Below are 24,576 nucleotides of genomic sequence, written 5' to 3' on the forward strand. Positions count from 1 at the left end.
CCAAGGAGCAAACAATATGAAGAACTTATTAATCGCGACGGCTGTATTATTTTTAGCGGCTTGTGCTAAAACGCCTGATTGGGATTACGACAAATCAGCAGATTTTAGTAATTATAAAACCTTCTCTTGGGTACCTAATGCCAGCTTGACTAAAAACGTAGCGAACTACCAAATTAGCCCTTTAATGGAAAAGCGGGTTCGTGAAGCCGTTAATGCTGAACTTGAAAAAAGCGGTATGAAGCTAGTTGATTTAGCACAAGCAGATGTGCTGATTAACTACCATGCCTCTGTTGATACTAAAATTGATGTAGATACCTTCAACGTAGGTTACGGTGCACGCTGGAATTACTGGGGTATGGGTTATAACACGCAAACAACTGCTCGCGAATACGAAGTGGGTACGTTAATTTTAGACGTGGTAGACCGTGCTTCTAACCAATTAGTTTGGCGTGGTGCGAAAGAAGGTCGTTTGCAAAAGAACCAATCACCTGAAAAGCGCACTGAAGTTATCAAAGAGACTGTTGCTAACATTCTAAGTAACTTCCCACCAAAACCTCAGCAATAAGCCTTTTACATAATTTTGAAAAGCTCACAAATTGTGAGCTTTTTTGTTTGTGAAGATCAAAGTTTGCTATGATGCTTTAACTTAAATAACTCTAAATGGAATTAGGGGTCTTAGAGAAAAGATCCAAAAAGGAATAAAATGAAATTAACTTGCCCAAACTGTAAAACCATAATTGCGACTAAAGATATAAAAAAGGTTAATACAAACAGCCTCTTCATTGAAAATCAATGCCCTTCTTGTCAAGCATGGTTTTGCTTAAATAAAACACAGACGATTTTAAAAATTTCCGGTATTTCTCTATTGTTAATAACTAGCTTGCTTAATATTTTTAATATTAAAGCTGAATATAGCCTAGCTTTTTCAGTCATTGGATTTATAGGTATTTTTGTTGCTCTCATCATTACTTTCTTTGGTAAATATGATGCGGTTAAACATAAAAAATCAAACTGAAACACACATCTTTTTTAAATAATAAATAGACACAGCTCTTATTGCACAACCGCTCCTTAGCGCGGTTTTTTGTTACCTGCTGAAATCTGGTTGGAGTGGTATAACTCAGTGATTCAGATACAATACCTGCAATTTCCAGTGCGCTCTTAACGGCCACTGCAACGAGTTAATCAAAATAATAGAGAGTTTTAGATGGTACGCGCAGTACAGCTTACACTTCCCGCATTATTCGTCACTTGCTCAGTGCTAGCAGAAGACACCAACAATATTGAACAAATCACCGTTGAAGTTTCAGCAACCGCAAATAAAGAGCCTGTTGGTACCTTTGATGCGCCGGTATCAAACTTAGAATATGACCCACGTGTCGATTTGCAATCACGTAACATGGCTGAAGCACAAGCTGATGTCACCATTCGTGGTGGTATCTTTGAAAATACTGGCTTTCGTGTTGGTAGCAGTACATTATTCGACCCGCAATCTGGTCACTACTTTGCTGAAATTCCAATTGCGCCACAAATGCTAACAGGCCCTTCAGTGCTTACAGGGGCTGATAATGCCCTTTATGGTATGAATAGTTCGGTTGGCACAGTTTCATTTGGCTGGCGCCCTATCACAAACACTGGCAGCGTTTCACTTGGCACAGGTACGAATGGCTTTAATTTACAAAGCATTCATGCTGCCCATAGCCAAAAGCTGGATAGTAAACCTGATTGGCGATTAGGTTTTGAGGGTGAATACTCGCACTCAAAAAGTGATGGCTCAATTGATAATGGCGACCACGACTTTGAACGTGCTTCAGCGCGTATTCAACTTGCAAGCTCTACCTCACAAACTGATTTAATGTTCGGACGCCAAGAGAAGTTTTTTGGTTGGCCAAACCTTTACACGCCATTTAATTTTAATGAAACTGAAGATCTTGAAACCAAGCTTTTCATGCTCAATCACAAACAAATGTATGGTGAGAGCAATACCTTTGAAGTGACTGGCTATTATCGTAAACATAACGACCATTACGTGTTGTCTCGTGAAAACCCAGCTATTTTTGAAGCGTTTCACGAAACCACGGTTAAGTCATTGGGACTCTCTGGACGCCACCGTTTAAATAACCAGTATGCAATTAATTATGCTGGGCAATTTATTGCTGATGAAATTGAATCAACGTCTCTTGAAAACAACTTTACGTCACGCAATTACACTAAGCTAAGTATCTTGCCTGAGTACAAATCAGCCCTTACAGCGAACAAAGAGCTTACTGTACGTATTGGTGCAGCATTTGATAATACTAACCACGATAGCTCAGCTACCTCATTGATTGCCGATGCCAGCCTTAAAGTAGCTAATCATAATGGCGGTGAACATACTTGGTATGCATCATACGCAGAAGCAACACAAGTTCCCGGTTATACCGCCATCGGCGGCAGCGAAACGGGCGGATTATTCAGAAGTAACTACAGCCTTGAGCGCGAAACAACCGATAACCTTGAGCTAGGTTTACTGATTGAACAGTCTTCGTGGCGTTTAGATTCAGCTATTTTCTACCGTAAAGATAAAAACCTGACAGATTGGACATATCGCTTTGATGCAACCTCAGCTCGTTTTGCAAACCCGGTTGATATAGACACCTTAGGCGTTGAGTTTTTAGCGAATAAATCGTTTGAAAGCACTGAGTTGATTGCCAGCTACACCTACTTAGAAAAGTCAGAAGACTATGGCGCGGCAGATATTGATGCGAGCTTTTATGCGCTTAACTACCCTGATCACCGTGTAACACTGGGTGCAGTATGGCAACCAATGGATGTGCTTGAGCTACGTATCGATAACGAATGGCGTAAGCAACATAGTAACCGCTTACGTAACTCTGATGATGAAGCCTTCTTCACGCAGTTAACGCTAAAGTTCACCCCTGCCCAGCTTGATAATGTGTTTATAACCTTTGCAGCTGACAATATTTGGGATGAATCGTTCGAAGAAGTCCCGGGTACCCCTGGCCGCGGCGAACAATATACTCTTAGCGCTACCTATACATGGTAAGCAAAAACAATAATGCCAGCCAATTGACTGGCATTATTACTATTCATGAATAACATTATCTAGCTAAAATTTTTCACAAGCTTCGGTATTAAGCTCAAATAAGAAAGCCTATTTTCTTTGTGACTAAGTTCATTCACACTTTCATGATCAAAAAATTGTAAGCCCGAAAGCTCATTCTCAACTCGGCCTTCGAATGATTGTATCAATTGGCTTTTATCTACATTAAGCTTGATATTAAATAATATTACGACACTCATCGTGTTAGTTAGAATAAATGAATTAAGGTTTACCCAATCAATCATTGAACTGGTTATATTCGCCTCTTCAAATGCTTCTTTTAGTATATTGTTTTTAATATCAATAGCCTGCTGCACATCCAACTCATCTTTTTGAAGCCCACCGCCGATAAGGTCAAGATAATAAGTACCTGACTTTATTGTTTTTTGACCAAACACAAACAAGTCATCACTTGTCGATATTAACGCCCCTGTATTTATATGGTATGGAAAGTAGCAACTCGCTAGGTTCTGTTGTAGGCCTAATTTTATCAAAGAGCGAATTGTAGAATATGGGATAGTACTCAGATTTAATTGCAATGAACCTCGTTGTATTTCATCAATATTTTCTAATCGATAATACTGCCCATCCCAAATTTCTGTGCCTGCGCTTTGCGCATCTGCTATAACCTCATGCCAATAACCTTTTATAACTTGTTCGTATGGCGCTATATTTAGGCTCGATTCCGATGCGATAACATCATAACTTTCAATCTCCGAAACATTTCTTATTAGTATTTTAGAATTAGGCATCACAATTAATAGTCCAAAAATTGTTACTCTATAAAGAATGCATAAAAGCTGATAACAAGCTCACTTATTTTGAGAGTTTGGCGGCCATTTGTGTAAAATTAAGGCTTGCTGCTATCCATGCACTTAAAAATATAGCCATACTCATGATTATTCATTCGACAAGCATCTATAAAATGACTTCTTCGATTTCTATTAAGCAAATGATAATAGCTTGGTTCATATATAGAAGACTTTTTAATAACTATCTCTACCTTCGGGTTACTTGAAGCCTTCACATTTTTATCGCTCGCGGCCAAAAGGTTAAAATTAATGTTACTGCTTGACTGCTCAGCGGAGATTTCTCCTTTTAAAATATACTCTGTATTTTCATAAAACTTCTTGGCTAAAAAAGACAAATTAGCGTGGGGTAATTTTATACTAAAATAACCTGACTCATCAGTAATGACCTTTTTTACTAACTTTTTATTATTTAATAAATATGAGAATTCGATTTCAACATTAGCAACAGATACATTGCTATTAAAGTGTGGTGGGTTCAGCTTTCCATTTAATAAAAAAGTGTCCAAATAGAAATTAATTTCACCATAATAATCTACGTCTACGTCCACCTCTTTACCTCTAGCAGAAACCATTAAAGTGAGTTCGCCAAATATAGCCCTTGAACTAAAAAATGATTTAAACTCCTCGAAAGACTTAGGTGTAAGTATACCATCCACAACATGGAAATAATGTGATATATCAACTGATGGTTGTTTTTCTAGATTTATTTCTCTACCGTCAACTCTGGCTAACTCAATGATAAAAGAGGGATTTTCATCTATATCTATCGGTAATTCATTATGTGAGAACGAAATATCAAAACTCGAAAAGTTTTTATCTATCGTATTTTCTGTAATACTGGAGACAGACATATTTGCCCACTCAGCATAGCCATGATTTTCATTAAGGGGAATATACACTGAATTAGTTTGGTAGTTTTCTTCAGTTAAAGTCACCTCACCAAATGAAGATACTTTACCAATTAACGAAATTGTATTTTTTATAGTTGGGTCAACATTGAGTGTGATATTAACCGTATCAACCATTTCACCGACAAAATCACCATTAATGAAAACAAGCATATCATCAAAAAGGCTTTCTGAATCATCTATCGAGTCCCCATAATAGCCATTGTTATAGCCCATAGTTACATCAACTGATACTGTCTCTGTAGATGAAGAATTACATGTAATAGGCAAAAGAAAACAGATAAAGCAAAGAAAAGCTGAAATTGAATTGACCATTATTTAATCCTTTAAACTAATGTCATCCATTAACGTTAAACTCATAGGAATGAAAGAGCAATTAAAAAAGTATGCCTAGTACTTCAACTTAATAAATGAAGCAGCAAATAAAATTACATACCTAAAAGTTTCCTTAAGACATTAAGTCATCTGCTCAAGCTCGGTAATTAAATACAACGCTTGCTCATTTGTCGTGCCGCACACATCAATAGTGGCAGAAAAGTCACTACACACCTTAGGCCTTGATTCATCACCAAATAATTTACATAGGTTATTATCATCAAGCTGAATACAGCGCTCTCCCGCTGCTTTCCCATTGGGCATTCCTGGGATCGGTGAGCTAATACTGGGTGCAATACAACAGGCGCCACAGCCTAATCTGCATGCCATTTTATCTGTCATTGAGTACCTCTTATAGAACCTTTGTAGCGCCTTTGTAATATGTGTAATGGTTTGTTACATCTTCAAACGCCTTGTAAACACTTTATTGCGTATGCTTAGCCTATCAAATTTATTTTTAATTACCGTCAACCGTGAGGGACTATCCCGTGGCTAGTAAAAAACAAATCATTCTCCCTATCGCCGTATTAGTCGGCGGACTTGGAATGGCATTCGCATTTGCCTCAATGAAGCAACCGCCAGTAGAAAAACCAGAACAAGATCTGCGCCCGCTTGTATCAATCAAACCGTTAAGCTTTGACGCCATTACCCTCGATGTAAAATCATACGGTATCGTTAAACCTAAAAACCAAACTGAGCTTGTTGCGCAAGTAAGTGGTCAGGTTGTGTCGTTATCAGATCAATTCGTACAAGGTGGATTTGTTAAGCAAGGCGACATTCTAGCACGTATTGACCCAAATGATTACGAAGCAGCACTCATTGAAGCTGAAGCAGGACTAGCCCAAGCAAGCTCTGCACTTGAGATAGAACGTGCACAGGTGTCAGTTGCGCAAGCTGAGTGGGACCGCATCAAAGGTGACTCAAACCAAGTTATCCCTTCTGAGCTTTATTTACGTAAACCACAACTTGCTGAAAAACTTGCAAGTTATCGTGCTGCGCAAGCGAGTGTAAAACGCGCTAAACGTAATCTTGAGCGCACATATATTAAAGCGCCTTACAATGCGATTATCGACGAACGCCTGATTAGTCTAGGTAGTGTGGTAAACCCAGGTAACAGCTTTGGTAGCCTGAGCTCAACGTCACTGGCTGAAATTCGTTTACCTGTTGCTGATAAAGATCTGCAATACCTAAATAACCAAGGAATTGGTGCAAGCGTATCAATTAATGCTGAATTTGCAGGTAAACAAACAACGTGGCAAGCAACTATTGTTCGTAGCGAAGGAGTTGTTGACCAACGTAGCCGCATGAATTACTTAGTAGCACAAGTAGCAACGCCTTATGAGCAAAAGCAGCCATTACGTTTTGGCTCATACATTAACGCCACTATCGAGGGCCGAGCGTTAGACAACGCGATTGTTGTTCCGCACCATTTAGTTAAAGATAAAAAAGTCGCTGTTTTACAAGATGGCGAAACGCTTACCTTTAAAACACTTAACATCGTTCGCGAGCAAAATGGCATGGTGATCGCCGATAATGGCCTTGCTAATGGTGAGCAACTGATTACCTCGGCACTCGAATACCCAACTGAAGGCATGGCGGTCAAGTTAGATGACGCAACACTGAGTGTGCCAACAACGCAGTTAGCGTTAAAAGAGGAATAAGCCATGACCACGCACAGAGAAAAAGGGCTTATTGCTTGGTTTGCTCGCAACCCAGTTGCTGCAAACTTACTTATGATTTTCATTTTAGTGGGTGGCTTATTGACGGCAATGTCGGTGCGTAAGCAAATGTTCCCACAATTTGAGAGTAACTGGATCAGTATTCAAGCTGTCTACCCAGGGGCTGCGCCGCAAGAGGTAGAAGAAGGCATCACCATTAAGGTCGAAGAGTCTTTAGAAGGCCTCGAAGGCATTAAACGTTTAATTACCTATTCGAACCGTGGTTTTTCACAAGCTTGGATCGAAATCGAAGAAAAGTACGACCCGCAAGAAGTACTCGATGAAATTAAGATGCAGGTTGATTCAATCAATACCTTCCCTGCAGAGATGGAACGCCCAATTGTTCGCCGCGAAAAGTTTGAGCAAGAAGTGATGATACTCGCGCTGTATGGCGATATGAGTAACTACCAGCTCAAAGAACTTGGTAATGATATTAAAGATGAGCTACAAGCTTTACCACAAATTAACTTGGTCAACTTTTACAGTGGCTTAAACTACGAAATTGGCATCGAAATTAGCCCAGATAAACTACGTGAGTATGGTTTAACTTTCCGTGATATTGCCACAGCCGTTCGCAGTTTCTCTGCCAATATGTCAGCAGGTCAAATTCGCTCTGAAAATGGCTATATTTCGATGCGTGTTGAAAATCAAGCGTATCGTGGTAAAGAGTTCGAAAATCTGCCTTTATTACACTTACCAGATGGTGCACAAATTTTCTTAGGTGATGTAGCAACAATTAACGACGGCTTTGAAGAAGGCTTACAATACTCTAAGTACAACGGTAAAAACTCACTGACTTTTGAAGTAAATGCGTCGAAAGATCAAGACATCACTAAAGTTGCTGCGGTATTAAAAAAATACCTAGCAGATAAAGCACCACAGTTACCAGCAGGTGTAAAACTATCACCGATTGTTGATTTAACTTACTACCTTGAAGGTCGTCTAAACATGATGATCGACAACATGATTTGGGGTGGTATTTTAGTGATGGTGGTACTGGCGCTATTTTTACCACTACGCTTAGCGTTTTGGGTAATGATGGGCTTACCTGTGTCATTCCTAGGCGCATTTTTAATGATGCCACTGGGCTTTATTGATATCACGGTTAACTTAGCTTCTTTATTCGCATTTATACTGGTGCTCGGGATAGTCGTTGATGATGCTATTGTCGTCGGTGAGTCAGCCAGTGCTGAAATTGAAAAGCACGGTCATAGCCTAGATAACGTAGTACGCGGCGTAAAACGCGTTGCTATTCCTGCAACCTTTGGGGTGTTAACCACAATTGCAGCATTTTTACCACAAACACTGGCATCCGGTCCTGGCTCTGCGTTTTCTAAAGCCATTGGTGGTGTAATTATCCTATGTTTAATTTTCTCACTAATTGAGTCAAAACTAATTTTACCGGCTCACTTAGCGGCAATGAAAAATAAACCTGCGAACCCTAAAAATCCACTACATCGCTTACGTTTAGGTATGGATAAAGGCCTCAAGAACTTTGTTGATAATTACTACACACCATTTATTGGCCGCTGTATTCATTACCGTTACACCGTGATTGTTGGCTTTATCTGTGTACTTATTGTTAGTGGCGGTATGTTCGCTGGTGGCTTAGTGAAATTTGTTGCGAACCCTAAAATTCCACATGATTTCCCGCGTATCTCAGTTGAAATGAACTTATCTTCGTCTGAGCAAGCAACCCTCGAGACAGCGCAAACAATTGAAAAGCTGATTTTAGATGTCGATAAACAACTTGAAGAGCAATATGGTCAAGCAATGATCCGCGATTTATCGGTTAGTTTACGCGGTCGAACAAGTGCACGCATTATGGCGATTTTGGTTGAACCAGACTTACGCCCTATTGATACCTTCCAATTAAGTGCAATGTGGCGTGAGCAAATGCCACCACTGCCAGGTGTGAAAACGCTGAATATTGAAGACAGTATCATGAACGGTGGTCGTGATGACGGTGATGTGAGCTTTCGCTTAGAAGGTAAAGATATCAATAAGCTCAAAGAAGTGGCTGCTAAGTTAAAAGAAAAGCTAAATAGCATGCAAGGCGTAGGTGATGTAAATGACTCACTACAATCTGCAACTGACGAGGTTCAACTTGAACTTAAACCACTCGCTTACAGCTTAGGGTTAACCCTTTCAGATGTGGCATCACAAGTTAGTTTTAGCTACTACGGCCTTGAAGCACAACGTATTTTACGTGACGGTGAAGAGATCAAAGTAATGATCCGCTACCCTCGTGAATCACGTAACGCAGTTAGTGACATCACAGATGCGCGTATCATTACGCCAACAGGTGTTGAAGTGCCGCTTGCTGAAGTTGCTAAAGTTAACATTGTAGATGGTGTAAACCGTATTCGCCGTGAGAACGCTAAACGTACTGTAAACGTTTGGGCTGCGGTTAATACTGACCAAGCTGAACCATTTGCCATTGCAAAAGAAATTCGTGACGAATACTTACCTAGCCTACTGAAAAGCTACCCTGGTGTAGAAAGTAATGTGGCAGGTCGTATTCAAGAAGAGATGGACAGTGTGGCAGAACAAGTACGTGACTTTGCTTTATCAATGATGATTATCTTTGCGTTACTTGCTATTCCACTACGCTCGTACTCACAGCCATTTATCATCATGTCGGTTATTCCATTCGGTGTCATTGGTGCAATGTTTGGCCACATGATCTTAGGTATGACAATGAGTAGCCTATCAGTATTCGGTATCATCGCTGTTGCAGGTGTTGTCGTAAACGACTCGCTAGTGATGGTCGACTTTGTCAATAAAGCCCGCGCCGAAGGTGTTGCAATCAAAGATGCGGTAATGCAAGCCGGTGCGCGTCGTTTTAGAGCAATATTACTGACCTCGATTACAACCTTTATTGGTGTATTACCAATCATTATGGAAACAAGCTTACAAGCAAAAATCGTTATCCCAATGGCTGTATCTCTAGCATTCGGGGTGTTATTTGCAACGGTCATTACGCTTATTTTAATCCCTTGTCAGTACGTCGCGTTAGAAGACTTCAAACGCTTAATTGGCAAGCTAAGAGGTAAAAAAGCAGAGCCAGAAGCAAAATTACAAACAACCAGTAATTAACCCCCCCCTCAAAATCCCAACCGAGCGCTTGGCAAGCTTATTTGCCAAGCGTTTTTTATTTAAAAATATGTTCCTATAAATCCTGTTGTTTTGCTAAGCTTAAATGAGCAAAAAAGAAACAATTCAAAAAATAACTAAATACGTTATAAGGACATAGCTATGAAAATTCTGCGCTACACAGCTTTGCTCAGTTGTTTATCAATTTGTATGCCAGTGCTTGCTGAGAACCAATACTTGCAACAACAGCTTGAACCTATTCTGATTGGTGAATCTCACAATATAGAAGGACAACAAATCCACTCCCCAGAAATGACTGTTGCCACCTATAAAGCAAATAGTTTTGAACGAGTATGGGATGACAGCAAATATGCCAAACAAGCGCTCAATTTAATTGCGCAAGCAGAACTTGAAGGGCTATCTCCTAACGACTATCACTTTGATACATTAATGGCGCTGGCCAACGAAATAGAGAAGCGCGGAGCATATGCCGTCGAAGCCCAGTTTGATGTACTGATGACAGATGCCGTGATGACCTATGCAAAACACCTAATACGCGGAAAGGTGAACCCAAAACAATTGGCTGCCACATGGAACTATGAACAGTTTGATGTTAGCCCAGATGCCGCAGCGGCCTCATTACTCAAACATGTAAAATCAAAAAGCCTTGATAAAGGACTTGAAAACCTAAAACCTGTTTTGCCTCATTATAAGCGTTTAAAAGACGCCCTTGTGTTTTATCAAGAGCTTGATGCCACTGGCGAGTTACCTGACTTCGCACTGCAAAATAAGGTATTAAAACCCGGACAATCAGACCCAGCAGTACCGCTTTTAAGACAAAAGTTAAAACGACTAAAGTATTTTGACGGCAGTAACAGTGATGCCACTGATTATAACGATGAGCTAGTCACAGCAGTTAAACGCTTTCAAAATGCCCATCAAGTTGCTGATGATGGTGTGATTGGCAATGCGACGATAAAACTACTCAACAAAGATTACAGTGAGTACGTTAATGATATTTTAGTAAACCTAGAGCGCATTCGTTGGGTTGATAACACGCTCACAGAGCGCTTCTTAGTGGTAAATATCGCAGGCTACTTGCTGTATTTGTTTGAAGACAACAAATTGAAATGGCAAACCAACGTAGTTGTAGGCAGAAACTACACCAAAACGCCAATATTTAAAGGGCAAATGAGTTATATCGTGATGAATCCAACGTGGACAGTACCGCGGAGTATTTCAGGTGGCATCATCAAAAAAATGAAAGAAAACCCAAACTACTTAAACGAGAAAGACTTTGTTGTGGTTGATAGTCGCCGTAACCCAGTTGATAGCAAGAGTATTGATTGGCCGAATGCTAGCCGCAAAAACTTCCCGTATTGGTTTGTACAACAGCCTTCAGAGAATAATTCATTAGGGCAAATCAAGTTTATGTTCCCAAATAAATACTCAATCTATTTGCACGATACCCCTGCAAAAAGTTTATTCCAGCAAGACCAACGTGCATTTAGCCACGGCTGTGTAAGAGTTGATGACCCATTCACCTTAGCTGAGAAAATATTAGAAACCTCAGATAATTGGAGCCGTAGTGAAATTGATGACGCCATTGCAGCGAAAGAAACTAAAAAAGTCAGCTTATCAAAACCGCTGGATGTACTTTTAATGTATTGGACCGTTGCGGGTAACGACGAGGGCCTACAATTTTATACCGACGTTTATAATCGTGATGGCGCGTTATTAAAAGCTCTCACCACGCCATTAGCAAACAATACAATTTAGAGGTCACTATGTATTTCAGCCGTATTATTTTTAGTGTGTGCTTAGCGTTAACTACATGGCCTGTTGCTGCCATTGAATTAACTGACTCGCTGCACAGCCTTGTACTTGATGCAAAACAAGTGCTAACACTTGATAACACGGCTGACTTTACAGCGACTGCGGTTTCAGATGTTGAGACAGAGCGATTAGGGCCAAATAGCATTGCCGTTTATGCCCCAGAAAATGCAGGGTTTTATAGCCTAGTACTGAGTAACAACAAAACGAGCAAACGCTTACTCGTTATAGTGAAAAAACCATTCAATGCTAACAATAAGCAATTAAATAATTACCAAATCGGCCTCTACCCTGCGCCTTATAAAGGCTATACACAATACAGTGCGCCAAACGGGTTTATAGAAGTTTTTGAGAAAGACTTATCACGCCAGCTGACCCCTCATGTGCAAGTTAAGAATGTAATTTGTAAGCAAGTGAGTAGCTTTCCAAAATACCTTTATGTCAACAACGATGGCTTGATGATGCTCGAAGATCTGCTCTCGTTTATACAAAATGAAGGGATTAAAGTCAGCAAATTTGCCTTTATCAGCGGCTATAGAACACCCCACTACAATCGCTCAATTGGTAATGGCAAACACAGCCGACACCAATACGGCGATGCCTTTGACCTATATATAGATGAAGATGGTGATGGCCGAATGGATGATTTAAATGGCGATGGCAAACTAACGATTGCTGATGTTGACGTGCTTTATAAAGTGTTTGAAAAGTTCCAAAAACAGAGTCGCTATAATGGCGGTATCGGCCGCTATAAACCCGCCTCCCACCACGGTGGTTTTGTTCACATAGATAACCGAGGATTTACCGCTAGGTGGTAATTGCAAGCTCCATATAACCCTTGAATAAATATTATCCAATTGCATTATTACTATTTGATTGGTAAGTTGTTGTGATTAATGGAAATACTACAATAACAACAAAGGGAATTATGCGCTTTATCCTCTGCATTTTTTATATTTCAGTCCTCAGTGGTTGTCAGAGTTTTATTGCTTATCAAATCACTCAACCTGTAGAAGAGATATCTTACGGTGGCCCTGACGACCCAATGTTGAATACCGTTTACGAAGGTATATCTCACAAAACATGTAACACTACACATGAATGTTTAGCAGTTAGAATATTTTCCCATAATGATTTAATCGAATATTTTGAGCAAGGTGAACAATTTGGCATAACTTTTCAACTTAAATCAAAAGAGGAAATGGAAACATTTGAAACAACTTTGACCTCTATAAATGGTGCCAAACAGAAAAACGATTCAGCAATTATACTATTCCCAGGTTATGGTGTGAGTAGTTTGATTTATAGCTTTCAAGCCCGCTGGCTTAGTCATTTTACCGGCAAAGATGTCATCCTAATGCCTGCGAGCAATCAATATAGTGAATTCAAATTTGGCCTAAATAGTCTTGATGTATTAAAGCATTTTTTAAATACCAACCAATACCAACAAATTGATATTTTAAGTTATTCAATGGGCAGTATTGCTGCTATGCAACTTGCAAAGCAAATGCCTAATGTAAATCAACAGATAATGGTTGCACCAATGGTGCATTTTGATACCGCATTAATGTCCGTAGCTAAAAGTTATCACCCAACCTTAAGCTACTTTGTCAAAGATAATGATTTTAAAAACGCAGCAAAAGATGTAATTCAAGAAACAGGTATTGATGAAGCACAGCTTGATTTAATCGCCCTACTCAACGACAAGCAATCAGCTGATAGAACCACACTCTATGTCAGTAACGCAGACCCAATAAGCCCAGCTGGTTATTGGCAAGCGCTTCAAAATAAGAGTGTATCTGTAGTGCATTACAGTAATTTGAACCACACCAGAATGGTCAGCCTTATCAATCAAGCCATGCGCAATGAAGTTTTACATCGATTAATGTAACCAACAAATAACAAGGAAAGCAATGAACAAATTCTTTAATAAACTAAGGTTGCTTGTAGTTTTTTATTTAGTCGCAATTTCAAGCCTCGCACATAGCCAAAACATGCAAGCAGAGATGGCTGACTTTATTAATGGCTTTCATAACTTTAAGCAGTTTAATGGCAATGTGTTAGTTGCAAAGGATGGAAAAGTACTGTTTGAACAAAGCGTTGGCTATGCCAACTTTGAATGGGATATAAAACATAGTAATAAAAGTAAATTTAGAATTGGTTCAATTACCAAACAGTTTACCGCCATGTTAATTCTGCAATTGGCACAAGATGGTAAACTCAAACTCGATGATCACCTTGCAACATACCTCCCTAATTACAGACAAGATATAGCCACTAAAATTACCATTCGGCAAATACTTAATCACACCTCTGGTCTTGGTAATTATACTCAAGCAAAATCGTTTCGTGATGAGTATAGCCGAAACCCTTACAGTGTTGATGAATTTATTCGCTTATTATGTAGTGATGATCTAGTGTTCGAGCCTGGCACTGAGTTTCGTTATAGCAATTCTGGCTATTTTATTTTGGGTGCGGTAATCGAAAAGGTAACTGGTCAAAAATATCAAGACGTATTGCAGAAGAATATTTTAGATCCACTCGATATGAAGAATACAGGCTATGATTCTCACAATAAAATCATTAAATTTCGCGTATCGGGTTACGACAATGGCCTAGCAGGTTATAGCAATACTGATTATTTAGATATGTCTATCCCGTATGCTGCTGGGTCAATGTATTCAACAGCACGAGATTTACTAAAATGGGATCAAGCTCTCTACACAGGTAAATTATTGAACAACGAATATAAAAAACAGATGTATCAAGTTTCTGAGCAAAGAAATTATGCGCTTGGTTGGGAAGTTACAAACCTTGATAAAAGCACCTACGGAAAACCCCTAACACGTATCCAACATGGCGGTGGTATTAATGGTTTTAATGCATTTATAAGTAGAATAATCGAAGACAAATTACTGGTTATTATTTTAAATAACACCGGTGGTGCGCCACTCACACCCATGACTAATGGCTTACTTGCAATCTACTATGGCAAACCCTACGAAAAAGCGACAGAGCATGCAGATAGTAAACTTTATAACGCATTTAAACGTGAAGGTATTGCAGGACTAAAGAATAGCTATCAGCAAATGGTGAGTGAGGGTAATACGCCTAGAGAAAGGTCGCTAAACTACTTTGGCTATGAATTAATGCAGATGGATGAGCTAGACGCCGCAATCACAGTGTTTGAACTCAACAATCAATCTTACCCAGATTCAGCAAATACGTTTGACAGTTTGGGTGAAGCATATTTAGCAACTGGTGATAAACAAAAAGCATTAGCAAGTTACAAAAGTGCGCTAAAACTTAATCCTGACAGTGAAAGTGCTAAACACGCTATTGAGAAATTACAATAAATAAAGGCCACAAGAGTGGCCTTATTTTTTTACTTACGGCTTAAAGCTTTTAGCAAGCCTGTTTTTGCGTTGCTTGGATATAGGCAACTAAATCTTCAATCGATACAACAGGCATGTTGTGCTCATTGGCAAACTTGCTTACTTCAGGCAAGCGAGCCATTGAACCATCTGGATTCGTTAATTCACAAATAACACCAAACGGTGTTAAACCCGCTAACTGCATTAAATCAACAGATGCCTCGGTATGGCCACGGCGCACTAATACCCCACCCGTTTGTGCACGCAGTCCAAACACATGTCCTGGACGAGACAAATCTTCAGGCTTTGCATTGTCAGCTGTTGCCGCTTTAATGGTGGTTACACGATCAGCTGCTGAAACGCCGGTTGTCACGCCCGTTTTAGCTTCAATGGTCACTGTGTAAGCTGTTTTGTTCTGGCTGGTGTTATGTTCAACCATTTGTGGTAAATCAAGCTGTTTAACACGCTCATCGCCCATACAAAGACACACAATACCGCTGCCTTCACGGATCATCATGGCCATTTGCTCTGTGGTCAGGTGCTGTGCTGAATACACAAAATCACCTTCGTTTTCACGGTTTTCGTCATCTACTACAAGTACGCCTTCACCTTGCTGCAAGGCAGCAATAGCACGTTCAACGCGTTCAAGTGGTTCGCCAAATTGGCTAAGTAAAGAAGACTGAATCATCATTTTTAATACCTATTAAATTAAATATGAAAAGATTCAGGACATTGAAAGGCACAGCAAAAAAGACCACCCGCAGGCAGCCAATTACTGTTTTATAGATAAACTATATTCTCTTTCATCCGGACTATCACCGTCGGCTCTGGCCTCTCACCAGATCTGCTGACCTTTAACCAAAGTTAAAGCGCTCGCGGGCTCACTTAAATTTAAAGTATACCGCCGGTGGGGAATTTCACCCCGCCCTGAGAATGTTGCTTAATCAATAAGATGAATAAGCCAAGCTATTCTATACCTAAAGTAATTAGTTATCGAGTACCCGCTTATCTAATATGCCTTTTTCAATCAGTTGATTGAGGATCGCCTTGGTTTTTTCTCGGCATATATCACGCACTAGACGAACCGCGGGTGTAATGGACTGTCGACTTGGGCATATTAGCCAAAGCTCTGCACATAAGTGGGGATAATTTTTCATCACTGGCACTACCCGCCCACTTAGTAAATCATCACTGATATCAATACATGATTTAACCGCTAGGCCTTTACCAGCCACGCACCAACGCCTTACCAAATCACCATCATTAGATGCTCGGCGGCCTTGCATTTTCACCTTAAAACGCTCGGTTCCATCGGTAAATTCCCAGACATTATTGATGATATCTTGTAGTTGATAAAACAGGCCTTGATGCTGATTTAATTCATCGGGATGTGTCGGCGCGCCATGTTCGGCAATGTACTCCGAGGTTGCACATAACAGCCGCGGAACATTACAAATTTTAAAGCCATACAAATTTGAGTCGGATGGCGAGCCATACCTAAGGGCAAAATCAACGGAGTCTCGGTAAAAGTCGACATTACTATCGCTAATATGCGGGCGCATACTCAGCTTTGGATACTCATCAAGTAGCTCATCTAACCATGGGATAATGATGTTGCGGCCTAAATCTGAAGATAATGCGACTCTTAGTTCTCCTTCAATTTCATCATGCTCACCTTTTAACGCGAGTGTGGCTTGGTCTAGCATGAGCACTGCTTGCTGACACTGAGGTAAAAAGCGCTCCCCTGCCGCAGATAAACGCAAATGACGAGTAGTTCTAACAAATAACTCAGCCCCCAGCGCTGCTTCAACACGTTTAATTGCCGCACTGGCGGTAGCAGCTCGCATGTCTAATTTGGCTGCCGCGGTTGTAATACTGCGAAATTCAGCCACCTTGAGGATTAATTTAAGATCTTCAACCAGCATATTAACTAAAAATTTTTGATAATGTTTATTCGATTATGAGCTTTATCGTAAAGTATGCAAGGCGTAAACTGCACCTAATTGTTATACATGCGGGAGCAAATCATGACACACCCAATCATTTCTGACTTACAACGCCGTTATACTAGTAAACGTTACGACGCTTCAAAACAAATTAGCCAAGCAGACTTAGCTGTAATTTTAGAAGCATTACGTTTATCGCCATCGTCTATTAATTCTCAACCATGGAAGTTTGTGGTCATTGAATCAGAGCAAGGTAAACAGCGTCTGCATGATAGTTTTGCAAATAAGTTTCAGTTTAACCAAGTTCATGCAAAAGCGGCATCACACACCATTTTATTTGCTTATAACCCAAGCTATAAACGTGCTGATTATGAAAAAGTAATTGATGCCGATATTGCTAATGGCCGTACAAAAGCAGAAAACAAAGAGCAAGCATTTGGCGCCTTCGCCTTTGTTGATTTAAATACTGATGAGCAAGGTGTTAACGCTGCTTGGACTAAAGCGCAAACCTACATTGCCTTAGGTAATACCATGCATACAGTGGCTCGTTTAGGTTTAGACTCAACACCGATGGAAGGTGTCGATAAAGACTTACTCGGTGAGCTTTTTGCAGATGAATTAGGCGACTATGTTTGTGAGGTGGCACTCGCTATTGGTTATCACGAGCCAGAGCAAGATTATAATGCTGCATTACCAAAATCGCGTTTAGATAAAAATTCTGTAATTAAGATTGTTTAACAAACCTTAATAGTTACGCCTTTTAATGTAGGCGTAACTTTAAATGGCTATTATAAATGAGCTTATAAGCTTTTAATCAGATAGAAACTGCCTATACACTTTTTCATCCAAGCCTAAATTAGGGCAAACCAAGGTTTTATCCTTCACCTTTGACAATGATAGCTTTTCATTATTAACAATAACTGCTTGATATTCTAGTGAACAGTTATCTTCTTTTGTTACGGACCATCTCGACAGCTTATCTAACGGTGATGGTGCCCCAGAAATAATATAAACCTCTGTTTCACCATATTTCTTAATATTCAATAAATTATCATGAACTTTCACTAAACTGCATGGAGTAATTAACCCCAGTTTTTTTTCTGTGTTATTTAACTTCACTGTACAACTTTCAGAATTTACATAAAGAGCACTTTTCGCAGTTGAACAGGACAAAAGTAATATCATGCCAAGCAATAATAATTTTACTTTCACACTAATATCTCCCAAAACCAAACTTGGTCACCTAGTTCTAGCCAATCAGAGCTTCCTTTAATTACATATTGTCTTCACAACCACATTACTCGCCATACCTTCACACAAATCTGCAGTTATTGTGGCAACAGCACCATTAATTAATGCTAAATTAGGGGCTACGTGGCCAATGTCGGCATCAACAATAACTGGGAACAAATTGCCTTTAAATGCGAGCTCTATTGCTTGGTATTCATCAAAGTAGCAGTCGTTATTAATTGCAGGGCTGCGGCCGAATACCACCGCATTTACATCAGTAAAAACATCATTCAACTTTAACGATAACAAACAACGTGCAAGGGCCATTGGACTGAGCTCTGCATTTTCTAGGTATAAAATTAACCCCTCTGGTGCATACTGTTTTTTAAACTCATGCAATGCATAGTAATTAGAGGGTAACAACAGACCTAAGGTATCTAAACAGCCGCCAATTAAGCGACCAGACACTTCAATTTGGCGTTTATCTTTATAGTTAATACAGCGCCATTGGCTAGGAGCAGTATAGTCAAATTGAGCCTCAGGCTTAGCTTTATAATCAATTTGCTTTTGCTGATAAAAAGGCGAAGCAACTTGATGCAATTGCTGTTTTTCTTCAAGTGACATGGCACTGAATATATTTGCTAAATAAACATCGGGATCGTCAGGGTGAATTTGCATTAAATTCGCAGCGTGCAAGGTTGCCCAGCCACAACGAGTGGTTAATGCACATGCAAACGTGCTGATATCTGAAAAGCCAACCAACCATTTAGGTTTTGCTTTACTTATCGCATTAAAATCGAGAAGCGGTAAAATTTCCATGGTGAGATCGCCCCCCCATGGCGGCATGATGGCTGCGATTGAATCATCAGTTAAATACTGCATGAGCTCATCAGCACGTTGCTTTGCACTATTGTGTGACTGACGTAAGCAGGCACCTTCAATAACAATAAAACCTTTGGCTGTTAAGCCATTAAGTACTATGTCTAAGCGCTCATGAAAGGCTTTATCAACACCTGATGAAAAAGCACATATGGCTATTTTATCACCTTGAACAAGTGGTTTAGGATACTGAATTTTCGCCATTATTACTCCTCATTGCAACAGTTTGTAGCCAACGTACCGAATAAATCCACGCCTGTAAACAGGCATAAAAAAACCGCAGTGTGAACTGCGGTTTTTCTCAATGCTTGGTTAAGCTACTAAATATACTCAACTTCAATGATTTCGTACTCTACTTCACCGTTTGGCGTTTTAATGATAACGGCATCATCTACCTCTTTACCAATTAAACCACGCGCGATTGGTGAGTTAACAGAGATCAGGTTGTTTTTGATATCTGCTTCGTCATCGCCTACGATTTGGTATTTTACTTCAGCATCGGTTTCAACATTAACGATAGTGACCGTTGTGCCAAAAATAACTTTACCTGTGTTAGGCATTTTAGTTACATCAATGATTTGCACATTTGAAAGCTTCGCTTCAATTTCTTGAATACGGCCTTCGCAGAAACCTTGTTGCTCACGAGCAGCGTGGTATTCAGCGTTTTCTTTCAAATCACCGTGCTCACGTGCTTCAGCGATATCAGCAACGATTTTTGGACGGGTAACTGTTTTTAATTCGTTAAGTTCTTCGCGCAGTAATGCTGCACCACGAACTGTCATCGGAATTGATTGCATATTATTCTCACTTAATCCCAAGAGCGATTGCCTCGCCCTTGGCACATTTCCTTAGTTCATTCGCTGGTGTAGTTCCTGAACTGACGTCACCTTGCTACGGTCATCTGCTTGGTTTGCAGTACAGTTAGCAAATGCCGCGTTCAGAGTCGTTGTGTAGTTAGTCTTATGCTGTAACGCACCACGACGTAACACCTTCGAATCTTCAATCGCTTGGCGGCCTTCAGTAGTGTTTACAATGTAGCTGTATTCACCATTTTTAATTCTATCAAGAATATGAGGACGACCTTCGTATACTTTGTTCACGCGACGAACTGCAATGCCAGCTTCTTCAAGTGCTTTTGCAGTGCCACCTGTTGCATCTAGCTCAAAACCAAGATCAGTCATGGTTTTAGCTAGTTCAACGATACGTGGTTTGTCACTGTTGCGTACCGATAGTAACGCGCGACCACCGCGTGGTAAAGTGTTGCTTGCACCTAATTGTGCTTTTGCGAATGCTTCGGCGAAAGTTTCACCAACACCCATAACTTCACCCGTTGAGCGCATTTCTGGGCCACGAATTGGGTCAACACCTTGGAACTTAGCAAATGGCAGTACCACTTCTTTTACGCTGTAGTAAGGAGGGATTACTTCTTTTGTAATACCTTGGCTTGCTAGCGACTGACCCGCCATACAACGTGCCGCTACTTTAGCAAGTGCGATACCTGTCGCTTTTGAAACAAACGGTACTGTACGCGCAGCACGTGGGTTTACTTCGATTAAGTAAACTTTACCGTCTTTCACAGCAAACTGTGTATTCATCAGACCTACTACGCCAAGCTCTAGTGCCATATCTGTCACTTGCTTACGCATTACGTCTTGTACTTCAGCTGTTAGTGAGTGAGCCGGTAATGAACACGCTGAGTCACCTGAGTGAACACCTGCTTGCTCAATGTGCTCCATGATACCACCTATGATTACTTGCTCACCGTCACAGATAGCGTCAACGTCAACTTCGATTGCGTTATCTAAGAAGTGGTCAAGTAGTACTGGCGCTTCATTTGACGCTGATACTGCTTCAGTCATGTAACGACGTAAATCGTCTTCATCATAAACCACTTCCATCGCGCGACCACCTAGTACGTACGAAGGACGTACAACCAGTGGGAAGCCAATTTCAGCAGACTTAACAATCGCTTCTTCTAAAGAAGTAACCGTTGCATTCTCTGGTTGAAGAAGGTTTAGACGCTCAACAAGCTGTTGGAAACGCTCACGGTCTTCTGCACGGTCGATTGCATCTGGTGAAGTACCAATAACTGGCACGCCATTCGCTTCAAGCTCACGAGCAAGTTTCAGTGGTGTTTGACCACCGTACTGAACGATAACACCTTTTGGCTTTTCAACACGTACGATTTCTAATACATCTTCAAGCGTGATTGGCTCGAAGAATAAGCGATCAGATGTATCGTAGTCAGTTGAAACAGTTTCAGGGTTACAGTTAACCATGATTGTTTCATAGCCGTCTTCACGTAAAGCTAATGCTGCGTGAACACAACAGTAATCGAATTCGATACCTTGACCGATACGGTTAGGACCACCACCGATTACCATGATTTTATCTTTGTCAGATGGATTCGCTTCACATTCTTCATCATAAGATGAGTACATGTAAGCTGTATCTGAACTAAACTCTGCAGCACAGGTATCAACACGCTTATATACAGGCACGATAGCTAACTGGTGACGTTTCTTACGAATTTCGGCTTCAGAAACACCGGCAATTTCAGCGATACGCGCATCAGCAAAACCTTTACGCTTAAGCTTGCGTAAAAACTCAGCATTTAAACCAGCCATACCTACTTCGCTGATTGTTGCTTCGTCTTTTAAGATGTCTTCGATTTGTACTAGGTACCAAGGGTCAATCTTAGTTAATTCGAATACGTCTTCTACACTCATACCGTGACGCATTGCATCAGCAACGTACCAAATACGCTCAGCACCTGGCTCACGTAATTCACGGATGATTTTTTCTTTTGCTTTCGGATCATCAAGGGCAACAATTGGGTTAAAGCCCGTTGCGCCAACTTCAAGACCACGTAATGCTTTATGCAGTGATTCTTGTTGGTTACGACCAATCGCCATCACTTCACCCACAGACTTCATCTGTGTTGTAAGACGGTCGTTTGAACCTGCGAATTTTTCGAAGTTAAAACGTGGGATCTTAGTAACAACGTAGTCGATTGACGGCTCGAAAGACGCTGGTGTTTTACCGCCAGTGATGTCGTTTTGAAGCTCATCAAGGGTGTAACCTACTGCTAGTTTTGCAGCGATTTTCGCAATTGGGAAACCGGTTGCTTTTGATGCTAGTGCTGAAGAACGCGATACACGTGGGTTCATCTCGATGATAACCATACGGCCATCAACTGGATTCACACCAAACTGTACGTTTGAACCACCTGTTTCAACACCGATTTCACGAAGTACCGCCATCGATGCATTACGCATGATTTGGTATTCTTTATCAGTTAGTGTTTGCGCTGGTGCAACCGTGATTGAGTCACCAGTGTGAACACCCATAGGGTCAAAGTTTTCGATAGAACATACGATGATACAGTTGTCGTTTTTGTCACGAACAACTTCCATTTCGTACTCTTTCCAACCGATTAACGATTCGTCGATTAGAAGTTCATTTGTTGGTGATAAATCTAAACCACGCTCACAAATTTCATCAAATTCTTCTTGGTTGTATGCAACACCACCACCGGTACCACCCATAGTGAATGATGGACGAATGATACATGGGAAACCGATACGGCTAAGTACATCGTGTGCTTCTTCCATTGAGTGAGCGATTTCTGCACGTGGACACTCAAGGCCAATGTTCTTCATTGCTACGTCAAAACGCTCACGGTTTTCAGCTTTATCGATTGCATCAGCAGTTGCACCGATTAGCTCAACACCATGTTTTGCCAGTACACCGTGCTTGTCTAAATCAAGCGCACAGTTTAATGCTGTTTGACCACCCATAGTAGGTAGTACTGCATCTGGCTTTTCTTTTTCAATGATTTTCTCTACCACTTCCCAGTGAATTGGTTCGATGTACGTCGCATCCGCCATTTCAGGGTCAGTCATGATAGTTGCAGGGTTCGAGTTTACAAGAATTACTCGAAAGCCTTCTTCTCGTAGTGCTTTACACGCTTGTGCACCAGAGTAGTCAAATTCACAAGCTTGACCGATTACGATCGGGCCCGCGCCTAAGATAAGAATGCTTTTTATGTCGGTACGTTTTGGCATTGTTACTCCGGTTAAATTAGTTAGAACGTGCTTGCATCAGGTCGATGAAGTGGTCAAATAATGGCGCCGCATCATGAGGACCTGGGCTTGCTTCAGGGTGACCTTGGAAGCTAAACGCTGGCTTATCTGTGCGGTGAATACCTTGTAGCGTACCATCGAATAAAGAAACGTGAGTTGCACGTAAATTCGCTGGTAATGTTGCTTCGTCAGCTGCGAAACCGTGGTTTTGCGCTGTGATCATTACAACGTTGCGGTCAAGGTCTTTAACTGGGTGGTTACCACCGTGGTGACCAAACTTCATTTTCACCGTTTGTGCACCTGAAGCAAGTGCAAGTAATTGGTGACCTAAACAGATACCAAAAATTGGCGTGTCTGTTTCTAGGAAAGTTTTAATTGCTTCAATCGCGTATGTACACGGCTCAGGGTCGCCTGGGCCATTTGATAAGAAGATACCGTCTGGGTTTAATGCCAGTACGTCTTCTGCAGATGTTTGTGCAGGAACAACGGTTAATTTACAACCGCGATCAACTAACATACGTAAGATATTACGTTTAACACCGAAGTCATAAGCAACAACGTGGAACTTCTCCTCTGCTGCTTCTAGCGTTTTAAAGCCTGAACCTAACGTCCAGCTTGATTCGCGCCACTCAAAATTTTCCTTGGTTGAGACAACTTTTGCTAAATCCATGCCTTTTAAGCCTGGGAAGGCTTGCGCAGCTTCAAGCGCTTTATTCTCATCTAACTCGTCGCCTGCAATGATACAACCATTTTGAGCGCCTTTATCACGTAAGATACGTGTTAATTTACGAGTGTCGATGTCGGCAATACCTAAGATATTGCGTTCTTTTAAGTAATCACTTAACGATTGCTCGTTACGGAAATTACTTGCTAGCAGTGGCAAATCACGGATCACTAGGCCTTTAGCCCAGATTTGACCCGCTTCTTCGTCTTCGCTGTTAGTACCCGTATTACCGATATGTGGGTACGTCAAAGTTACGATTTGTTCCGCGTATGAAGGGTCAGTCAAAATTTCTTGATAACCAGTCATAGACGTATTGAATACTACTTCACCGACTGACATGCCGTCAGCGCCGATTGCAGTACCGCGAAACACTGTGCCGTCTTCTAGGACTAACAGAGCGGATTTAGTCAAGTTAACCTCCTAACAGTAAAAAACGGGAGTAAAGTCATTTGCTCTACTGCCCGTTTAAAGCGATTGGAAACACGCATTTATG

20 protein-coding genes and 1 riboswitch are annotated in these 24,576 nt (G+C 40.8%); of the genes, 10 read left to right on the forward strand and 10 right to left on the reverse strand.

All coding sequences use genetic code 11. The annotated features are described in order from the left end of the window. The first annotated feature begins 16 nt into the window (after positions 1-16). From L1266_RS02460 to L1266_RS02470, 3 genes are all read left to right on the forward strand, one after another. Positions 17-565: a DUF4136 domain-containing protein gene (locus L1266_RS02460; RefSeq protein WP_235376771.1), complete on the forward strand. Its 549-nt coding sequence runs from the start codon at positions 17-19 to the stop codon at positions 563-565. 138 nt (positions 566-703) lie between these two features. Continuing rightward, complete coding sequence (locus L1266_RS02465) at positions 704-1,015, forward strand: hypothetical protein (RefSeq protein ID WP_235376772.1); 312 nt, start codon at positions 704-706, stop codon at positions 1,013-1,015. A gap of 192 nt (positions 1,016-1,207) precedes the next feature. Continuing rightward, positions 1,208-3,046, forward strand: a complete 1,839-nt coding sequence (locus tag L1266_RS02470) for a TonB-dependent receptor (protein ID WP_235376773.1) — start codon at positions 1,208-1,210, stop codon at positions 3,044-3,046. 59 nt (positions 3,047-3,105) lie between these two features. On the opposite strand, the gene L1266_RS02475 is transcribed toward L1266_RS02470, so the two are convergent. The 3 genes from L1266_RS02475 to L1266_RS02485 all read right to left on the reverse strand — a co-directional run bounded on the left by L1266_RS02475 (position 3,106) and on the right by L1266_RS02485 (position 5,528). Continuing rightward, on the reverse strand, positions 3,106-3,858 hold the full coding sequence (locus tag L1266_RS02475; protein ID WP_235376774.1) for a hypothetical protein: 753 nt from the start codon (positions 3,856-3,858) through the stop codon (positions 3,106-3,108). Between the two features lie 95 nt (positions 3,859-3,953). Then, the gene (locus L1266_RS02480) at positions 3,954-5,138 is read right to left on the reverse strand and encodes a hypothetical protein (protein ID WP_235376775.1); all 1,185 of its coding nucleotides are present in this window, start codon (positions 5,136-5,138) and stop codon (positions 3,954-3,956) included. A gap of 141 nt (positions 5,139-5,279) precedes the next feature. Continuing rightward, on the reverse strand, positions 5,280-5,528 hold the full coding sequence (locus tag L1266_RS02485; protein WP_054562006.1) for a YkgJ family cysteine cluster protein: 249 nt from the start codon (positions 5,526-5,528) through the stop codon (positions 5,280-5,282). 158 nt (positions 5,529-5,686) lie between these two features. Between L1266_RS02485 and L1266_RS02490 the strand changes: the two genes are divergently transcribed. From L1266_RS02490 to L1266_RS02515, 6 genes are all read left to right on the forward strand, one after another. Continuing rightward, complete coding sequence (locus tag L1266_RS02490; protein ID WP_138600497.1) at positions 5,687-6,859, forward strand: efflux RND transporter periplasmic adaptor subunit; 1,173 nt, start codon at positions 5,687-5,689, stop codon at positions 6,857-6,859. Between the two features lie 3 nt (positions 6,860-6,862). Continuing rightward, positions 6,863-10,015, forward strand: coding sequence for an efflux RND transporter permease subunit (locus L1266_RS02495; protein WP_235376776.1), 3,153 nt, complete (start codon positions 6,863-6,865; stop codon positions 10,013-10,015). Positions 10,016-10,174: 159 nt separating this feature from the next. Next, positions 10,175-11,791: a L,D-transpeptidase family protein gene (locus L1266_RS02500; protein WP_235376777.1), complete on the forward strand. Its 1,617-nt coding sequence runs from the start codon at positions 10,175-10,177 to the stop codon at positions 11,789-11,791. 8 nt (positions 11,792-11,799) lie between these two features. Then, the gene (locus L1266_RS02505; RefSeq protein ID WP_235376778.1) at positions 11,800-12,663 is read left to right on the forward strand and encodes a D-Ala-D-Ala carboxypeptidase family metallohydrolase; all 864 of its coding nucleotides are present in this window, start codon (positions 11,800-11,802) and stop codon (positions 12,661-12,663) included. A gap of 71 nt (positions 12,664-12,734) precedes the next feature. After that, positions 12,735-13,736, forward strand: coding sequence for an alpha/beta hydrolase (locus tag L1266_RS02510; RefSeq protein WP_235376779.1), 1,002 nt, complete (start codon positions 12,735-12,737; stop codon positions 13,734-13,736). A 22-nt stretch (positions 13,737-13,758) separates the two neighbouring features. Further along, positions 13,759-15,201, forward strand: coding sequence for a serine hydrolase domain-containing protein (locus L1266_RS02515; protein ID WP_235376780.1), 1,443 nt, complete (start codon positions 13,759-13,761; stop codon positions 15,199-15,201). Between the two features lie 49 nt (positions 15,202-15,250). Here L1266_RS02515 and ribB read toward each other — a convergent pair whose 3' ends face one another. Both ribB and L1266_RS02525 read right to left on the reverse strand, forming a co-directional pair. Further along, a complete protein-coding gene (gene ribB, locus L1266_RS02520; RefSeq protein WP_138600706.1) occupies positions 15,251-15,904 on the reverse strand; it encodes a 3,4-dihydroxy-2-butanone-4-phosphate synthase in 654 nt (217 codons plus the stop codon). 106 nt (positions 15,905-16,010) lie between these two features. After that, positions 16,011-16,158: riboswitch (FMN riboswitch) on the reverse strand. 47 nt (positions 16,159-16,205) lie between these two features. Further along, the gene (locus L1266_RS02525) at positions 16,206-17,144 is read right to left on the reverse strand and encodes a LysR family transcriptional regulator (RefSeq protein WP_235376781.1); all 939 of its coding nucleotides are present in this window, start codon (positions 17,142-17,144) and stop codon (positions 16,206-16,208) included. A 102-nt stretch (positions 17,145-17,246) separates the two neighbouring features. On the opposite strand from L1266_RS02525, the gene L1266_RS02530 reads away from it, so the two are divergent. Continuing rightward, positions 17,247-17,903: a nitroreductase family protein gene (locus tag L1266_RS02530; protein WP_054551938.1), complete on the forward strand. Its 657-nt coding sequence runs from the start codon at positions 17,247-17,249 to the stop codon at positions 17,901-17,903. A 72-nt stretch (positions 17,904-17,975) separates the two neighbouring features. Here L1266_RS02530 and L1266_RS02535 read toward each other — a convergent pair whose 3' ends face one another. The 5 genes from L1266_RS02535 to carA all read right to left on the reverse strand — a co-directional run bounded on the left by L1266_RS02535 (position 17,976) and on the right by carA (position 24,494). Beyond that, on the reverse strand, positions 17,976-18,377 hold the full coding sequence (locus tag L1266_RS02535) for a hypothetical protein (RefSeq protein ID WP_235376782.1): 402 nt from the start codon (positions 18,375-18,377) through the stop codon (positions 17,976-17,978). A 57-nt stretch (positions 18,378-18,434) separates the two neighbouring features. After that, the gene (locus tag L1266_RS02540; RefSeq protein ID WP_138600478.1) at positions 18,435-19,478 is read right to left on the reverse strand and encodes a S66 family peptidase; all 1,044 of its coding nucleotides are present in this window, start codon (positions 19,476-19,478) and stop codon (positions 18,435-18,437) included. Positions 19,479-19,594: 116 nt separating this feature from the next. Then, a complete protein-coding gene (greA, locus tag L1266_RS02545; protein WP_054551507.1) occupies positions 19,595-20,071 on the reverse strand; it encodes a transcription elongation factor GreA in 477 nt (158 codons plus the stop codon). A 51-nt stretch (positions 20,072-20,122) separates the two neighbouring features. Continuing rightward, a complete protein-coding gene (gene carB / locus L1266_RS02550; RefSeq protein WP_054551508.1) occupies positions 20,123-23,341 on the reverse strand; it encodes a carbamoyl-phosphate synthase large subunit in 3,219 nt (1,072 codons plus the stop codon). Positions 23,342-23,357: 16 nt separating this feature from the next. Beyond that, positions 23,358-24,494, reverse strand: coding sequence for a glutamine-hydrolyzing carbamoyl-phosphate synthase small subunit (carA, locus tag L1266_RS02555; RefSeq protein ID WP_063527508.1), 1,137 nt, complete (start codon positions 24,492-24,494; stop codon positions 23,358-23,360). Positions 24,495-24,576 lie beyond the last annotated feature (82 nt).

It is taken from the genome of Pseudoalteromonas sp. Cn5-37 (genome assembly GCF_021532495.1).
GTDB classification, from domain to species: Bacteria; Pseudomonadota; Gammaproteobacteria; order Enterobacterales; family Alteromonadaceae; genus Pseudoalteromonas; species Pseudoalteromonas simplex.

Bases quoted from the DNA above. Each gene is read 5' to 3' on its own strand.
- L1266_RS02460 (WP_235376771.1), top strand. From the start codon at position 17: ATGAAGAACTTATTAATCGCGACGGCTGTATTATTTTTAGCGGCTTGT.
- L1266_RS02465 (WP_235376772.1), top strand. From the start codon at position 704: ATGAAATTAACTTGCCCAAACTGTAAAACCATAATTGCGACTAAAGAT.
- L1266_RS02470 (WP_235376773.1), top strand. From the start codon at position 1,208: ATGGTACGCGCAGTACAGCTTACACTTCCCGCATTATTCGTCACTTGC.
- L1266_RS02480 (WP_235376775.1), bottom strand. From the start codon at position 5,138: ATGGTCAATTCAATTTCAGCTTTTCTTTGCTTTATCTGTTTTCTTTTG.
- L1266_RS02485 (WP_054562006.1), bottom strand. From the start codon at position 5,528: ATGGCATGCAGATTAGGCTGTGGCGCCTGTTGTATTGCACCCAGTATT.
- L1266_RS02495 (WP_235376776.1), top strand. From the start codon at position 6,863: ATGACCACGCACAGAGAAAAAGGGCTTATTGCTTGGTTTGCTCGCAAC.
- L1266_RS02500 (WP_235376777.1), top strand. From the start codon at position 10,175: ATGAAAATTCTGCGCTACACAGCTTTGCTCAGTTGTTTATCAATTTGT.
- L1266_RS02505 (WP_235376778.1), top strand. From the start codon at position 11,800: ATGTATTTCAGCCGTATTATTTTTAGTGTGTGCTTAGCGTTAACTACA.
- L1266_RS02515 (WP_235376780.1), top strand. From the start codon at position 13,759: ATGAACAAATTCTTTAATAAACTAAGGTTGCTTGTAGTTTTTTATTTA.
- L1266_RS02525 (WP_235376781.1), bottom strand. From the start codon at position 17,144: ATGCTGGTTGAAGATCTTAAATTAATCCTCAAGGTGGCTGAATTTCGC.
- L1266_RS02530 (WP_054551938.1), top strand. From the start codon at position 17,247: ATGACACACCCAATCATTTCTGACTTACAACGCCGTTATACTAGTAAA.
- L1266_RS02540 (WP_138600478.1), bottom strand. From the start codon at position 19,478: ATGGCGAAAATTCAGTATCCTAAACCACTTGTTCAAGGTGATAAAATA.
- greA (WP_054551507.1), bottom strand. From the start codon at position 20,071: ATGCAATCAATTCCGATGACAGTTCGTGGTGCAGCATTACTGCGCGAA.
- carB (WP_054551508.1), bottom strand. From the start codon at position 23,341: ATGCCAAAACGTACCGACATAAAAAGCATTCTTATCTTAGGCGCGGGC.